The sequence below is a fragment of the Paractinoplanes atraurantiacus genome, assembly GCF_900215205.1.
In the GTDB taxonomy this organism is placed as follows: Bacteria; Actinomycetota; Actinomycetes; order Mycobacteriales; family Micromonosporaceae; genus Actinoplanes; species Actinoplanes atraurantiacus.
The window spans coordinates 232,433-247,748 of the sequence record NZ_OBDY01000004.1 but is presented as its reverse complement, the minus strand read 5'-3'; the positions used below and the strand labels follow the sequence as shown (position 1 = coordinate 247,748).

General features: G+C 70.6%; 14 protein-coding genes. 5 read left to right on the top strand and 9 right to left on the bottom strand.

All coding sequences use genetic code 11. From position 1 onward, the window contains the following. Positions 1–28: 28 nt before the first annotated feature. The 3 genes from CRP55_RS13055 to CRP55_RS13045 all read right to left on the bottom strand — a co-directional run bounded on the left by CRP55_RS13055 (position 29) and on the right by CRP55_RS13045 (position 3,208). Positions 29–979: a beta-ketoacyl-ACP synthase III gene (locus CRP55_RS13055; protein WP_097320123.1), complete on the bottom strand. Its 951-nt coding sequence runs from the start codon at positions 977–979 to the stop codon at positions 29–31. An 11-nt stretch (positions 980–990) separates the two neighbouring features. After that, entirely contained in the window at positions 991–1,917 is a 927-nt protein-coding gene (locus CRP55_RS13050) for an ACP S-malonyltransferase (RefSeq protein WP_097320122.1), read from the bottom strand. Between the two features lie 94 nt (positions 1,918–2,011). Next, on the bottom strand, positions 2,012–3,208 hold the full coding sequence (locus tag CRP55_RS13045) for a PucR family transcriptional regulator (protein WP_245922957.1): 1,197 nt from the start codon (positions 3,206–3,208) through the stop codon (positions 2,012–2,014). Positions 3,209–3,410: 202 nt separating this feature from the next. Between CRP55_RS13045 and CRP55_RS13040 the strand changes: the two genes are divergently transcribed. The 4 genes from CRP55_RS13040 (at position 3,411) to CRP55_RS13025 (ending at position 5,611) form a co-directional block, all read left to right on the top strand. After that, positions 3,411–3,638 carry a hypothetical protein gene (locus CRP55_RS13040; RefSeq protein ID WP_097320121.1) on the top strand — a complete coding sequence of 76 codons (228 nt, stop codon included), beginning with the start codon at positions 3,411–3,413 and terminating at the stop codon, positions 3,636–3,638. Between the two features lie 145 nt (positions 3,639–3,783). Beyond that, positions 3,784–4,335, top strand: coding sequence for a TetR/AcrR family transcriptional regulator (locus CRP55_RS13035; RefSeq protein ID WP_097320120.1), 552 nt, complete (start codon positions 3,784–3,786; stop codon positions 4,333–4,335). 47 nt (positions 4,336–4,382) lie between these two features. Next, positions 4,383–4,862 (top strand): sigma factor-like helix-turn-helix DNA-binding protein, encoded by a 480-nt coding sequence (locus CRP55_RS13030; RefSeq protein ID WP_097320119.1) that lies wholly within the window; start codon positions 4,383–4,385, stop codon positions 4,860–4,862. Further along, positions 4,859–5,611: a hypothetical protein gene (locus CRP55_RS13025; protein ID WP_097320118.1), complete on the top strand. Its 753-nt coding sequence runs from the start codon at positions 4,859–4,861 to the stop codon at positions 5,609–5,611. Before CRP55_RS13030 ends, CRP55_RS13025 begins: the two co-directional genes overlap by 4 nt. Here CRP55_RS13025 and CRP55_RS13020 read toward each other — a convergent pair. From CRP55_RS13020 to CRP55_RS13010, 3 genes are all read right to left on the bottom strand, one after another. Then, a complete protein-coding gene (locus CRP55_RS13020; RefSeq protein WP_097320117.1) occupies positions 5,608–6,252 on the bottom strand; it encodes a hypothetical protein in 645 nt (214 codons plus the stop codon). The two genes, CRP55_RS13025 and CRP55_RS13020, sit on opposite strands and share 4 nt — an antisense overlap. Positions 6,253–6,465: 213 nt before the next feature. Then, positions 6,466–7,872, bottom strand: a complete 1,407-nt coding sequence (gene gltX / locus CRP55_RS13015; protein ID WP_097320116.1) for a glutamate--tRNA ligase — start codon at positions 7,870–7,872, stop codon at positions 6,466–6,468. 13 nt (positions 7,873–7,885) lie between these two features. Then, the gene (locus CRP55_RS13010) at positions 7,886–9,127 is read right to left on the bottom strand and encodes an MFS transporter (RefSeq protein ID WP_097320115.1); all 1,242 of its coding nucleotides are present in this window, start codon (positions 9,125–9,127) and stop codon (positions 7,886–7,888) included. Between the two features lie 114 nt (positions 9,128–9,241). Between CRP55_RS13010 and CRP55_RS13005 the strand changes: the two genes are divergently transcribed. Beyond that, on the top strand, positions 9,242–9,775 hold the full coding sequence (locus CRP55_RS13005) for a dihydrofolate reductase family protein (protein WP_097320114.1): 534 nt from the start codon (positions 9,242–9,244) through the stop codon (positions 9,773–9,775). Positions 9,776–9,779: 4 nt separating this feature from the next. On the opposite strand, the gene CRP55_RS13000 is transcribed toward CRP55_RS13005, so the two are convergent. The 3 genes from CRP55_RS13000 to CRP55_RS12990 form a co-directional block, all read right to left on the bottom strand. Then, the gene (locus CRP55_RS13000) at positions 9,780–11,891 is read right to left on the bottom strand and encodes a methyl-accepting chemotaxis protein (RefSeq protein ID WP_097320113.1); all 2,112 of its coding nucleotides are present in this window, start codon (positions 11,889–11,891) and stop codon (positions 9,780–9,782) included. Positions 11,892–11,982: 91 nt separating this feature from the next. Continuing rightward, positions 11,983–14,721 carry a pyruvate dehydrogenase (acetyl-transferring), homodimeric type gene (gene aceE / locus CRP55_RS12995; RefSeq protein WP_097320112.1) on the bottom strand — a complete coding sequence of 913 codons (2,739 nt, stop codon included), beginning with the start codon at positions 14,719–14,721 and terminating at the stop codon, positions 11,983–11,985. Between the two features lie 156 nt (positions 14,722–14,877). Then, positions 14,878–15,282 carry a YjbQ family protein gene (locus tag CRP55_RS12990; protein WP_097320111.1) on the bottom strand — a complete coding sequence of 135 codons (405 nt, stop codon included), beginning with the start codon at positions 15,280–15,282 and terminating at the stop codon, positions 14,878–14,880. Between the last annotated feature and the right edge of the window lie 34 nt (positions 15,283–15,316).

Genomic DNA, 15,316 nt, shown 5'->3' with positions numbered 1-15,316 from the left:
GACTGCTCCGTACAGGACCATCAACTGCTCAGGGGCAGCGGACGACCTGACCGGCGTAGGTGAGGCCGCCGCCGAAGCCGAAGAGCAGGACGGGCGCGCCCGAGGGCACCTCCCGGCGCTCGACCAGCTTGGACAGGGCCAGCGGCACGCTCGCCGCCGAGGTGTTGCCGGAGTGGACCAGGTCTTTGGCCACGACCACGTCGGGGCCGAGACCGAGCCGCTTGACGATACCGTCGATGATCCGGGTGTTCGCCTGGTGCGGCACGAACGCGGCCAGCTCGGACGGGGCCACCCCGGCCCGCTCGCAGACCTGCAGGGCGAACGGCGCCAGTTCGGTGGTGGCCCAGCGGAAGACCGTCTGGCCTTCCTGCTTGATGTACGGCTGCCAGCCCTCGATGAGCAGGGCGTCGCCCTTTTCGGGGGCGGAGCCCCACAGCACCGGGCCGATGGCCGCTTCTTCGCCGTCGGCCACGCTGGTGACGACCGCGGCGCCGGCGCCGTCGCCGAACAGGACGGCCGTGGTGCGGTCGGTCCAGTCGGTGACGTCGGACAGCTTCTCGGCGCCGATCACGATCGCGTTGCGGGCCGCGCCGGCGCGGATGGCGTGGTCGACCGTGCCGAGCGCGTAGCTGAAGCCGGAGCAGGCGGTGTTGAGGTCGTACGCTGCGGGGGCCTTGACGCCGAGGCGGGCCGCGACCCGGCTCGCGACGTTGGGGCAGCGGTCGATGGACGAGCAGGTGGCGACCGTGACGAGGTCGATGTCGGCCGCGGTCAGCCCGGACGCCGCCAGCGCTTTCTCGGCCGCGAAGGTGGCCATGTCGGCGACGGACTCGCCGTCGGCGATGCGCCGTTCGGCGATGCCGACCCGGCTCTTGATCCACTCGTCGTTGGTGTCGATCGTCGCGGCCAGATCGTCATTTGTGACGATGCGCGAGGGCTGGTAGTGCCCCATCGCGACGATGCGGGAACCCGCGGTCATGAGCATGCTCCTTAGTGGCGAGCTGAGTGCCGGGCGACGAGGTCGCGGGCGGCGGGCAGGTCGTCGGGGGTGTTGAGGGTGACGATCTCGGGGGCCCCGTTGCCCTTGAGCTCGCGCTTGACCAGGCCGGCCAGGGTGCCGGCGGGCGGCAGCTCGATCACGCCGGTGACGCCGAGCTCGGCCAGCGACCGCATGCACAGGTCCCAGCGCACGGGCGCGGTGACCTGGCGGACGAGTCGCTGCACCATCTCGGCGCCGTCGGTGACGGCGGTGCCGTCGAGGTTGGAGAGCAGGGTGCGCGCCGGGTTCCCGGCGCTGATGCCGCCGGCTACGGCGGCGAGGGCGGTTTCGGCGGTTTGCATGTACGGCGTGTGGAACGCCCCCGCGACCTCGAGCGCCCGGACCCGCGCCTTCTCCGGCGGGTCGGCGGCCAGCGCGGCGAGCCCGTCGAGCGAGCCGGCCGCGACGACCTGGCCGGCCGCGTTGCGATTGGCCGGGTACAGGCCGTGCTTGTCGATGGCCGCGAGCACCTCGTCGGGGTCGCCGCCGAGGACGGCGCTCATGCCGGTCGGTTCGAGGGCGCAGGCGGCGGCCATCTCGCGGCCGCGCAGCCCGGCCAGCGCGATCGAGGCCTCGGACGGCAGCACGCCGGCCAGGGCGGCCGCGCCGAGCTCGCCGACGCTGTGCCCGGCGACGAGGTCCACGCCGTCGAGCGGGAGCTCGGAGCCGGCCAGCAGGGCGGCGGCGACCAGGAGGGGCTGCGTACGGGCGGTGTCCTTGATCTCGTCGGCGCCGGCCGACGTGCCGAGGTGCACCAGGTCGACGCCGGCCAGCACCGACCACCAACGCAGTTTGGTCTCGGCGCCGGGGAGGTCGAGCCACGGAGTCAGGAAGCCGGGCTTCTGGGAACCCTGGCCGGGGGAAAGTACGGCGAGCACGTCTTCGACTCTTCCGGATAGGTCGCCGTTGCGGGGTTGCTGACGGCGACGAAACCCTACGACGGCTGTTGTAGGAACTCTACAAGTCGGTGAGCTATGTCGCAGGGTCGAGGCGGCCGACGGCCAGCGCCAGCCGCAGGGCGAACGCGTCGCGTCCGTCCAGGGGCGACAGCCCGGTGACCTCGGCCACCCTTTTGAGGCGGTATCGGATCGTGTTCGGGTGCACGAACAACTCGCGGGCCGCGCTCTCGAGTACCCCGCCCGCGGCGAAGAACGCGTCGAGCGTGTCGAGAAGTCCGCCGCCGGCCCGGGACAGGGCCCCGTACGCGTCGTGCCGCAGTTTCCGCCGTGCCTCCATGTCGCCGGCCAGGGTCCGCTCGGGCAGCAGGTCGTCGGCGGACACCGGGTTGGGCGCGCCCGGCCAGGCCGGCGCGGCCCGGAAGCCGGCCAGCGCGGCCCGCGCCGACTCGGTGGCCTGGTCGAGCGAGGGCACCGCCGGGCCGACCACGATGGGCCCCTCGCCGAAGCTGGCCGCGAGCGAGGTCGCGGTGGCCACCGGGTCGGCGGCGCCGCCCATGACCACGACCAGCCGGTCGCCGTGGACGCCGCCGATCACCTCGATGCGGCCGCGCCGGGCCGCCCGGTAGACCGCGTGCAGCACGGCGGTGATGTCGCCGCCGGGGGAGCGGCCGACCACGACCGCGACCGGTGGGGCGTCGGCCCAGCCGAGCGCCGCGGCCCGGCTGGCCAGCACGTCGGAGGAGTCGCCGCGCAGCAGCGCGTCGACGAGCAGCGCCTGGAGGCGGGCGTCCCAGGCGCCGCGGGACTCGGCGGCGCGGGCGTACACCCGGGCCGCGGAGAAGGCGATCTCGCGGGAGAACTTGAGGATGGCCTGAAGGAGCGGCTCCTCCTCGCCGGGGGCGGCCAGCACGGCCACCTCGGCCTCGGCGACGTCGATGGTCACCTTGATCAGCTGGACCGTCTGGGTCAGCGTGATCGAGCGGGCCAGGGCGCGCGGCGCGGCGGCGAAGACCTCGTCGGAGATCTCCTGGGTGCTGTCCTCGATGGCGCCGCCGGAGCGCAGCCACTCGACCAGCGAGCGGACGCCGGCCTGGGCGACGAGCATGACCCAGGAGCGCTGGTCGGCCGGGAGGGCCCGGAACCAGGGCAGGGTCTCGTCCATGCGGGCGACGGCCGAGGTGGCGAGGGCCCCGGCGTGCCGTTCGATCCGGCGCAGGGTCTCGGCCGGTGGCGGTTTCGCCGAGCCCTGGGGCAGCGCGGTCTCTGACACGCCAACAGACTGCCACGCCGGCGCCCGAGTCGAAAAAGTGGCGATTTGGGGTAAATGTCCGGTGTAGCGGTGCGCCTCTCCCGCGATTTCGGTCGGTGACCTGGCATCGTGTCGTCCTAGCGTCGGCGGATTCGCATCCGCCTCCGGTAAAGCGGGGGCCACGAACTGCCGATGAAAGACCGCGAGAGGGTGAGGAGGCGAGATGACGGAACGGGAGAACTGGCCGCTCGGCGAGGGTGAGCCCGCGCCGGAGGGCTCGCTGCCGATGGCGACCGTGAACGAGGCGGACCCGGAGGTCGTCGTGCCGGTCCCGAGCCGGGGCGGCTGCCGCACCGAGCTGCACGGCTGGGCCGGCGCCCACCTGCACGGCGCCGTGCGCCCCCGCCGCCGCGCCGCCGGCCGGGGCCGCCCGCCGGGCCGCTGGTGCTGATCGCTCGCGCCATTCGATGAACCTCGCAAATCGGGCAAGGTAAAAGGCAAGGCGTACGAGGCGGAAGCGGTAAAGCTGACCCCGACCGGGTGGCCGCGCGGCGCGTCCCGGTTGACTTAGGCGAAATGCCGGACACGGTTGTTTGGTGGACGACAAGAGACGGCTGATTCTCGACCAGGCCCTCGCTCTCGTCGACGAGCGCGGCCTGGCCGCGATGTCCATGCGGGCGGTGGCCGAGCGGGTCGGCCTGACCTCGATGGCCCTCTACCCGTACGTCGGTGGCAAGGACGCCCTGCTCGACGGCCTGGTGGATCTGCTCAACATCGAGCTCGAGAACGACGGCGGCGACGAGGGTGAGGGTCAGGCCGCGGGCTGGCGGCGGCGCCTGCGCGCGCTGGGCCGCTCCGTCCGGGCGCTCGCGCAGAAACATCCGGGCGCCTTCCCGCTGCTGCTCAACCGCCCGGCCGCCGGCGCTTCGGCCTCCTGGCTGACGGCGGCGCTGCGCGGCATCCTCCACGACGCCGGGGTGCCCGAGAGCTCCGTACCGCGAATGGCTCGCATGATCCTCGCCTTTCTGCTGGGTCACGCCACCGGTGAGGTGACGGGTGGCCTGCCGCCGGCCGAGGCCCCGGACGAGTTCGATCAAGACCTGGATGATCTCGTACGCCTGGTGGAGGTCGCCGTTCAGGTCGCGTGATCGCCGTTCCGCGCCCCGGCACCCCGTTCCGCGCCTATAAAGGGCATATGTCCGGAAACGAGGGTGACGAACTTCGTACGTTCGTCGCGGCCCGCCTCCCGCACCTGCGCCGGTCGGCCTTCCTGATGTGCGGCGACTGGCAGCTCGCGGCCGAGCTGACCCGCGCCACCCTGGCCCGCCTGGTCGTGGACAGCCGGCGCGGGGCCGTGGCCGACGCCGACGTCTACGCGTACGCCGACCTCATGGAGTCGTGCCGCAAGCGCAACCGCCGCCGGGAGCACGTCTTCGTGGCCTCGGCCGGTGCCGAAGGTGTCGCCGCCGAGTCGATCCTGCTTCTGGACGCGCTGCACAAGCTGGCGCCGCGCTGCCGCGCCGTTCTCGTGCTGCGCTATTGGGACGGCTTCGACGTGGAGGCCACCGGGGCCATGCTCGACCTCGACGACGAGCGGGTGGGTGCCTACGAGCGGGCCGGCCTGGCCGCGCTGGAGAAGCTGCTCACCGAGTCCGAGGCGGCGATGGCCGGATGAGCGCGCCGTCGGGGCCGCTGCGCGAGCTGCTGGAGCACGTCCTCGAGGGGGAGCCGTCGGTCGGCGACGAGGTCGACGCGGTCTTCCGCCGGGCCGACCGGCTGCGCCGGCGCCGCACGCAGCTGCTGCTCGGCTCGGGTCTGCTGGCCGCGGCCGGTGTCGTGGCGGCCGGCTATCTGATCACCACCACGCTGCTGCCGGGCGCGCCGCCCACCGCCACCCCGGCCGTGTCGGTCCCGGCGACGGTCCGGCCCGCGCCCGCGGTCTCGGAGGCCGCTGACGGCGTACGGGAAATGGTCGAGCCGTTGATCGCCGGTCGTGGTCTGGGGATCAAGTCGGTCGAGCGGGGGGACGGCTGGCGGAGGTATCACGTGGTCGACGGGGATGAGCCGCGGGGCGCCATCGACGTGGCCGTCTATGACAGATCGGGCAGCTACTGCTTGCCGGTGAAGGCCGACAAGAAGGCCTGTGCCCGGGTCGACAAGGCAGGTGACCTCGAGTTCGTCCGCTACGACGACGTCAGCGACGAGAACTGGCAGGTGCGCCAGACGATCGCGCGGCGCCCGGGCGACGGCCGCACGATCGCCGTGATGGCCACCGGTAAGCGCGACGTCGGCGCCGCCCGCGGCAAGCCCGGGCTCACCGGAGCCCAGGTCGAGCAGGTGGCGACCGACGAGCGGGTGTTCGACGCGTTCGGCGGCGAGGCCTGCGAGAAAGGCTGCCCGCCGTTCCGGACGCCCGTGAGTTAAATCTTGCGGCGGATGAGGAAGGCGATGCCGGCCAGGCCGACCAGGATGGCCGCGAGGACCGCGCCGTTGAGCAGGAACAGGCGGCGCACCTCGCCCACGTACTCCTTCACGCCGGCCGGCTCCTTGGCCGCCTCGACGTCGAGGCCCTGACCGATGCCGCCGCCGATGCCGCCGGTGACCACGTCGGGCTTCGACTTGAGCGGCACGCCGGCCACCCGCAGCGCCTCGGGCATGGTGAGACGGCCGTAGAACCAGCCCTCGGTCTTGGCGCCGGTCGGCTGCTTGGCCAGACGGTGGGCGCGGGGACCGCCGGCGGCCAGCGGGAAGAGGTCGTACGTCTGGAGGGTCTGCTTGTTGTTGAGCAGGGTGACCGTGTATTTGACGCCGAGCTTGTCGGCCTTGAGCGCGGTGGTCTGCGACTTGGCCGTCGCCATCCAGCTGACCTCGCTGAGGAGGCTGTCGAAGAGCCGCTTCTGGTTCTTCTGATCGACGAGGATCTTGCCGTCCACGTCCTTGCCGGTGATCTGCACGACGTTCGGCTTGGCCGCCGGCTTGGGAGCGGCCTGCGCGGCCGCGGGCGCGAGCCCGACCGCGAGCGCCGCCGTCACAGCCAGCAACCTGGTGATCGTCTTACCAACCATCGTCCGGCCTCCCCGCCCCGTGGTGGACATGGCTTGTGCCCAAGCCTTCCCGGAACCGCGCCCGGGCGCATCTCGAGCCCGACGAATTTGAAGCCATCTGGGGATGACCGAGAGACGACGATGGCCGTTGATCAGCGGCCGAATAGTACCCAGTCCCCGCAACACGAATGTGGCCCGGTCACTCGACCGGGCCACATCTGAGATCAAATTGTGTTACAAGCGTGCGCGTGCCGCGCGCAGACGCGCCAGGGTCCGCTCGCGGCCCAGCACCTCGATCGACTCGAAGAGCGGCAGGCCGACGGAACGGCCGGTGACCGCCACCCGTACCGGCGCCTGGGTCTTGCCCAGCTTGAGCTCACGGGCCAGCCCGACCTCCTCGAGGGCGGCCTTCAGCGGCTCGGCCGACCACTCCTCGAGCGCCTCGAAGGCGGCCGCGGTGGCGTCGAGGATGTCGGCCGCGCCCTCCTTCATCGCCTTGGCCCACGACGCCTCGTCGATCTTGGGCTCGGGGAGGAAGAAGAAGTCGACATAGTCCACGATCTCCGACAGCACCGCGATGCGGGTCTGCGCCAGCGGGGCGACCGCGGTGAAGACCTCGGCGTCGAAGGCCGACGGCTCCCACGGCGGGGCCGGGATCGTGTCGGTGCCGCTCAGCCAGGGCGTGCAGCACTGGATGAACTCCTGCACGTCGAGCGCCCGGATGTAGTCGCCGTTGAAGGCCCGCAGCTTCTTGACGTCGAAGAACGCGGGGGCGTGGTTGACCTCCTCGAGGCGGTACTCGTCCTCGATGACCTGCCACGGCACGATCTCGCGGTCGCCCGAGGGCGCCCAGCCGAGCAGCATCAGGTAGTTCTTCATGGCGGCGGCCAGGTAGCCCTCGTCGCGGTAGCTCTCCAGGGCCACCTTGTCGCGGCGCTTGGAGAGTTTCTGCCGCTTCTCGTTGACGATGACCGGCACGTGGCCCCAGATCGGCGGGGTGTGCCCGAGCGCCTCCCACAGCAGCTGCTGCTTGGGCGTGTTGGGCAGGTGCTCCTCGGCCCGGATGACGTGGGTGATCCCCATGGTCATGTCGTCGACGACGTTGGCCAGCAGGAAGACGGCCGAGCCGTCGCTGCGGGCGATGACGAAGTCTTCCATCAGCTTGTTCTCGAAGGTGGGCTTGCCCCGCACGATGTCCTCGACGACGGTCTCGCCCTCGTCGGGGGTGCGGAAGCGCAGCGCGCGGCCCTCGCCCGGCCCGAGCGCCCGGTCGCGGCAGAAGCCGTCGTAGCCGGTGTGCTGGTTGCCGGTGCGGGCGATGACGTCCTCACGCTTGCAGTCGCAGTAGTACGCCTTGCCCTCGCCGTAGAGGCGGGTGGCGGCGGCGGTGTGGTCCTGCGCGTAGGAGGACTGGAAGTACGGGCCTTCGTACGTGCCGCGCTCGATGCCGATCCAGTCGAGCGCCGAGATGATGCCCTCGGTCCACTCGGGACGGTTGCGGGCGGCGTCGGTGTCCTCGATCCGCAGCACGAAGACACCGTCGTGCTGCTTGGCGTAGATCCAGTTCTGCAGCGCGGAGCGCGCGCCGCCGACGTGGAACATGCCGGTCGGAGAGGGGGCGAAGCGTACTCGTACAGTCACGGGTCAAGGGTACCTAGGGCACCGAGCGGATTTTCACCACCGCCACCGCTCCGAGGATCGTGACGATCGCGGTCAGGGCGAACAGCGCCGGATAGCCACCCAGGTGGGTCACGATCGGCGCCGAGATGGCCGGGCCGATGGCCTGGGGCGCGGCGCTGGCGATGTTGATGACGCCCAGGTCCTTGGCCCGGTCGGTGGCGGCCGGCAGCACCTGGGTGATCAGGGCGGTGTCGACGGCCAGGTAGACGCCGTAGCCGGCGCCGAAGAGCAGGGCCGCGACCATCGAGACTCCCCAGGTCGGCCAGATGGCCAGCAGGGTGGCCGCGATGGCGATCAGCACGCCGGACCAGATCACGAAGATCTTGCGGCGCCCGAGCTTGTCGGAGAGGTGGCCGCCGACCATCGCCGTCGCGATCATCCCGACCGTGTAGAGCAGGATCATGATCAGCAGGCCGGTGTCCGGATCGTCCAGCTTCACCGCGTCGGTCAGGAAGTACAGCAGGTAGAGCGTGCCCAGCGCGTTGCCCAGCTGCACCAGGAAGCGGGTGCCGAAGGCCCAGGCGAAGTCGGGGTTGCCGCGCAGGTCGAGCCGCCACGTCGCCTTGACCCGGTGGCCCTCGGGCAGCGGCTCGTCCCGGGTGAGCAGCGCGAACGGGGCCGAGAGGGCGACCAGCCCGAACGCCAGCACGATGTAGCCGGGCCCGATGTCGGTGACGACCGCGGTGACCAGGATGGCCCCGAGCACCAGGCCGAGCGCCTGCGGCATGCCGATCCAGCCGGAGACCAGGCCGCGCTGGACCACCGGCACCCGGTCGGGCACGGCGGCGGTCAGTGAGGCCAGCATGACGTTGATGCCGACCTGCGCGGCCGCCCAGGCCAGCGTGACGGTCAGCAGGTTGGGCGCCTCGGCCAGCACCGACAGCGAGAGCACGGTGAGGATGACGCCGCCGAGGGTCCAGACGTGCCGGCGGCCGTAGGAGCGGCCGAACAGCTTGAGCCGGGTGCGGTCGGAGAGCGCGCCGGCCAGCGGGGCGATGATCACGGCGACCAGCGCGCCGATGCCGGTCACCAGGCCGAGCCACAGCTCCTTGTTGTCCTTGGTGAGCTCGGCGACCTGCTCCGGCAGCAGCACCTGGATGGGGGTGTAACACGCCATCCAAAGACCGAGGTTGGCCGCGAACAGCAGGCCGATCCAGGATCGGCGGACCGGGACCGTAGGCTCGGCGAGGGCCGTGGCTTCGTGCGCGACGGCCATCCGGCCTCCTCGAAAGGTGAAAGTTCCTCGGAGGTTAGAGGATCAACGATCCCCTGGGAAGAGAGCCTACGGAAAGTGGTCATCCGGTCGCAATAAGAGATTAGGGGTGTTCTGATGGGCAGGATCGTGGCGGTGGAGTACGTGACCCTCGACGGCGTCTTCGAGGAGCCGTCCTGGAGCGGGCCGTACTTCAACGACGAGCTCGGCAGCTGGCAGGACGCGAACCTGCGCGAGGCCGACGCCCTGTTGCTGGGCCGCAAGACGTACGAGGGCTTCAAGGCCGCCTGGCCCCAGATGGAGGAGGCGACCGGCCACTTCGGCGTCAAGATGAACGCGATGCCCAAGCACGTCGCCACCACCACGCTGACCGAGCCCGAGTGGAACGCGACCTTCCTTCGTGGCGAGGTGGCCGACGCGGTCCGGGCGCTCAAGGACGAGCCGGCCAACCTGCTGATCAACGGCAGCGCCGATCTGGTCAACTACCTGACCCGGCACAACCTGATCGACGAGTACCGGATCATGATCTACCCCGTGGTGCAGGGCGAAGGCCGCAAGCTGTGGGAGCCCGGCACCAAGATCGCGCTGTCGCTCACCGGCACCTGGCAGACCAAGACCGGCGTCGACGTGCTGACGTACGTGCCGGCCTGATCCTCTACACGGTGAAGCGGTCGACCAGGCCGGTCAGCTTGCGGGCGGTCGCGTCGAGCTCGTCGGCCGCCTGGTGCGACACCGCCACCGACGCCCGGGTGCCGTCGACCGCGCCGCTGACCACGCCGATGCCCTCGGCGATGTCCCGGCTGCCGGAGGCGACCTCGGAGATGTTGCGCGCCATCTCGGCCGTGGTCGCGGCCTGCTCCTCGACCGCGGCCGCGATCGCCGTCTGATAGTCGTTCACCTGCGCGATCCGGGCCGTGATGGCCTCGATCGCGTCGACCGCCCGGCTGGTGTCGCTCTCGATCGCCTGCACCCGCGAGGTCACGTCCTCGGTGGCCCGCGCGGTCTCCTGCGCAAGCTCCTTGACCTCGCCCGCGACCACCGCGAAGCCCTTGCCGGTCTCACCGGCCCGGGCCGCCTCGATCGTCGCGTTCAGGGCCAGCAGGTTGGTCTGCTCGGCGATGCTCGCGATCAGCCGCACCACGTCGGCGATGGCCGCGGTCGAGGTGCGCAGCTCGCCGATGACGCCGGCCGCGGCCGCGGTCAGCCCGACGCCGTCCCGGCCGGCCTGGGCCGCGTCCTGGGCGTTGTTCGAGATCTCGGAGATCGACGCGCCCATCTCCTCGGCGCCGGCCGCGACCGTCTGCACGACGTGCGAGACGCCCTCGGCGGCCACGTTGACGTGCCCGGCCCGGGTGGCCGCCTCGTCGGCCGAGCCGGCCAACTCGCCACCGGTCGCGGCCACCTGCCGGGCCGTGCCGGCCACCTCGTGCGAGGCGGCGGTGACCTCGACCATCACCGTGCGCAGCTCACCCACGGCGGTGTTCAGCTCGGCCGAGGCGACCGCGATCTCGTCCTTGCCGTCGACCGGCACGACAACGGTCAGGTCCCGCTTGGCCAGCCGGGCCAGGCCGCCGGTCAGACCGGCCAGCCGGCCCGCGATGCGCCGGGCCATGGTCGCCGCCACCAGGCCGCCGACCACCGCGAGCAGGATCGCCGCGATCACGAAAGCCACCAGCATCGTCCGGCGGCCGTCGCGGACCGCGTTGATCGGCCCGGCCGAGTCGGCGTCGTAGCCGCCGATCGCGATGGCCCACGAATACGGCGCGTAATAGGCGACAGTGGTGGTGGTCGACCCGGCCTCGGCCCCCGACGAGCCCGGCAGCTTGTAGGTCGTGGTCCAGGTCGCGTCGTCCTCCAGGGTCGGCGCCTTGGCCACGATCTCCGACACGTACTTGGCGCCGTTCGCGTCGGCCGAGTCGATGGTGACGCTGTCGGTGGCGCCCTCGATGCTGGAGGCGACGACCCGGCCCGCGTCGGCCGCCGAGGTGCTGAAGACGGTGGCCCAGCCGTTCTGGCCGAACGAGCCCGCGGAGACCGCCGCCGTCAGGTTCTCCAGCGCGTCCGTCTGCGGGATGCCGGCGAACAGGGAGCCGACCACCGCGCCCGAGGCGTCCTTGATCGGGTCGTAGGCCGTGATGTACCAGGTGTCGACCACCTTGGCCACGCCCCGGTACGACTTGCCGGACTTGATGGCGGCGGCCACGGCGTTCGCCTTGCCGTCCGAGGTGGCCGGGATGTAAGTGCCGATGGCCCGGCTGCCGCTGGCCGCCTTGACGGTCGTGCCCACCCGCAGCAGGTCGCCGGCGGTGTTCATGCGCTGGAAGATGGTGACCACGGCGCCCGAGACCGACGCCGCGTCGTCCACGAAGGGCGTGGTGACCTTCAGGTTCTTGTTCTGCCCGAGCCAGGTGCCGCCGACCAGCATCCGGGGCAGCGTGACCGACGTCTTGGCGCTCGTGACCTGGTTGGTGGCGGTCCAGGTCGCGGTCCGGTCCGAGAAGGAGACGCCGCCGCGCAGGGCCAGCAGCTTGTCGGCGGCGTTCATCGAGACGTCGACGCTGTTCTGCACCTCGTCACCGACCGACGACACCAGCGTGGTGACGTCACTGGTGATCTGTTTCAGGTTCGCCTCGTTCTGTGCGACCACCTGCGTCTCGGTGCTCTCGGCGAAATCGCCGCTCTTCCAGGCGCCCACCAGCACGAGGACGCCGGCGGTGCCGATCACCCCGCCCAGGCCCAGAGCGAGGAGCTTGTGACTGATCTGCATGCCGCGTCCCACTCCGTACCCATCGGCACGTTCCGGGAACGACTGAGCCGGACCACCCCGTACGGGATGGTCCGGCTCTCAAAGATCGGCTTTAGCTGTCGCCGCCGGTCTCGCCGACCGGCGCCGCGTTCACGTCGTCGATCGCGTACTTCTTGGCCGCCTCGGCCGGAACGTGCGACGGCACCTTGCCGCGCAGCGCGAGCTGGCGCAGCGTGGCCACCGCGACCGACTCGCCGTCCACGTGGAAGTGGCGGCGCAGCGCGTGCCGCGTGTCGCTCATGCCGAAGCCGTCGGTGCCCAGCGACGTGTAGTCGTTCGGCACCCAGCGCGAGATCAGGTCGGGCACGGCCCGCATGTAGTCGCTGACCGCGACGACCGGTCCGTCGGTGCCTTCCAGCTTCTCCTGGATGTACGGCTTGCGCGGCTGGTCACCGGGGTTGAGCAGGTTGTGCTCCTCGGCCTCGATGGCGTCGCGGCGCAGCTCGGTCCACGAGGTCACCGACCAGACGTCGGCCGACACGCCCCAGTCCTCGGCCAGCAGCTGCTGGGCCTTGAGAGCCCAGGGCAGGCCGGTGCCGGAGGCCAGCAGCTGGGCCTTGGCGCCGGTGGTCTGCGGCGCCTCGGCGTACCGGTAGATGCCCTTGAGTAGGCCCTCCCGGTCGAGGTTGGCCGGCTCGGCCGGCTGGATGGCCGGCTCGTTGTAGACGGTGAGGTAGTAGAAGACGTTCTCCTGCTTCTCGCCGTACATGCGGTGCAGGCCGTCCTCGACGATGTGCGCGATCTCGAACGCGTACGCCGGGTCGTAGGCCACGACGGCCGGGTTCGTCGCCGCGATCAGCAGCGAGTGGCCGTCCTCGTGCTGCAGGCCCTCACCGTTGAGCGTGGTGCGGCCGGCGGTGGCGCCGAGCAGGAAGCCGCGGGTCATCTGGTCGGCGGCCGCCCAGAACTCGTCGGCGGTCCGCTGGAAGCCGAACATCGAGTAGAAGATGTACAGCGGGATCATCGGCTCGTCGTGCGTCGCGTACGACGTGCCGGCGGCGATGAAGCTCGCGGTCGACCCGGCCTCGTTGATCCCCTCGTGCAGGATCTGGCCGTTGGTCGCCTCCTTGTACGACAGGAAGAGCTCCCGGTCGACCGACGTGTAGGTCTGGCCGTGCGGGTTGTAGATCTTCTTGGTCGGGAAGAGCGAGTCCATGCCGAACGTGCGGGCCTCGTCCGGGATGATCGGCACCCACCGGGCGCCGAACTCCTTGTCCTTCATGAGGTCCTTGAGCAGGCGCACGAAGGCCATCGTGGTGGCGATCTTCTGCTTGCCGCTGCCCCGCTTGACGTCGCCGAACGCCTTCGAGTCGGGGATCTGGAGGATCTTTCCCTTCGTACGGCGACTCGGGATCGAACCGCCGAGCTCGCGCCGGCGCTCCAGCATGTACTGCATCTCGTCGGACTTCTCGCCGGGGTGGTAGTACGGCGGGAGGTACGGGTTGTCCTCGAGCTGCTTGTCGCTGATGTCGAGGTAGAGCCGGTCCCGGAAGCCCTTGAGGTCGTCCAGGGTCAGCTTCTTCATCTGGTGGGTCGCGTTGCGCGCCTCGAAGTGCGAGCCCAGCGTCCAGCCCTTGATCGTCTTGGCGAGGATCACGGTCGGCTGGCCGGTGTGCTCCATGGCCGCCTTGTACGCCGCGTACAGCTTGCGGTAGTCGTGGCCGCCGCGCTTGAGGTTCCAGATCTCGTCGTCCGACAGGTGCTCGACCAGCTTGCGGGTGCGCGGGTCACGGCCGAAGAAGTGCTCACGCACGTACGCGCCGGACTCGCCCTTGTAGGTCTGGTAGTCACCGTCGGGCGTGACGTTCATGAGGTTGACCAGCGCGCCGTCGCTGTCGGCGGCGAGCAGCGGGTCCCACTCGCGGCCCCAGACGACCTTGATGACGTTCCAGCCGGCGCCGCGGAAGAACGACTCCAGCTGCTGGATGATCTTGCCGTTGCCCCGCACCGGGCCGTCGAGACGCTGCAGGTTGCAGTTGATGACGAAGGTGAGGTTGTCGAGCTCCTCGCGGGCGGCCAGGCCGATCGCGCCGAGCGACTCGACCTCGTCCATCTCGCCGTCGCCCAGGAACGCCCAGGTGTGCTGCTGGCTGGTGTCCTTGATGCCGCGGTTGTGCAGGTAACGGTTGTACCGCGCCTGGTAGATCGCGTTCAGCGGGCCGAGGCCCATGCTGACCGTGGGGAACTCCCAGAAGTTGGGCATCAGGCGGGGGTGCGGGTACGACGGGAGGCCGCCACCCGGGTGCGACAGCTCCTGCCGGAAGCCGTCCAGGTCGTTCTCGGAGAGCCGGCCCTCCATGTAGGCCCGGGCGTACATGCCGGGGGAGGCGTGGCCCTGGAAGAAGATGTGGTCGCCGCCGCCCGGGTGGTCCTTGCCGCGGAAGAAGTGGTTCATGCCGACCTCGTAGAGGCTGGCGCTCGACGCGTACGTCGAGATGTGGCCGCCGACGCCGATCTCGGGGCGCTGCGCGCGGTGCACCAGCATCGCGGCGTTCCACCGGATGTAGGCGCGGATGCGGCGCTCGACGAACTCGTCACCGGGGAACCACGGCTCGCGCTCGGGCGTGATCGTGTTGACGTAGTCGGTGGAGGTCAGGGGCGGGATGCCGACCTGTCGCTCCCGCGCCCGCTCGAGCAGGCGCAACATAACGTAACGGGCTCTCTTGGCGCCCCGCTCGTCGATGACTCCGTCGAGGGACTCGACCCACTCGTTCGTTTCTTCGGGGTCGATGTCCGGAAGCTGGCTCGGCAGGCCGTCGCTGATCACCGGGCGCTTGCGCTCCGTGGCCACAGGCATTCCTCTTGGTCGGGTGTCGGACCGAACGGCCCATTGTGTGAGTCGCGCGGTAATAACTCCATCCTGCCCCTTCGCAGTGTGCGTCGTCACGCCTACCGTGCGGGTACGCGATGCGCGACACACGTACTGATCAGTAACATGAACCCTTCGTTACCCGGGCAGGAAACTGAACCGTACCTGGCGCTCCGGATTGTCTCCGTTGGTGTCCACCAGGCAGACCGACTGCCACGTTCCCAGGGCCATTCGGCCATTGATGACGGGCAATGAGGCGTACGGCGGGATCCAGGCCGGCAGAACGTGGTCGCGCCCATGTCCGCGCGACCCGTGCCGGTGCCGCCACTTGTCCTGAGCAGGCAGAAGATCGTCGATGGCGGTCAGCAGGTCGTCATCCGACCCGGCGCCCGTCTCGATGATCGCGATGCCGGCCGTCGCGTGCGGGACGAAGACGTGCAGCAGCCCGTCCCCTTCGGACTGGCAGAATTTCGCGGCCTCGGCCGTGATGTCCCGCACGACGGACCGGTTCCCGGTCCGAACCGTGATCACTTCAGTGCGCATGGGAGGAGTCTGCCAGCCCCTCTACCAGGTCGCC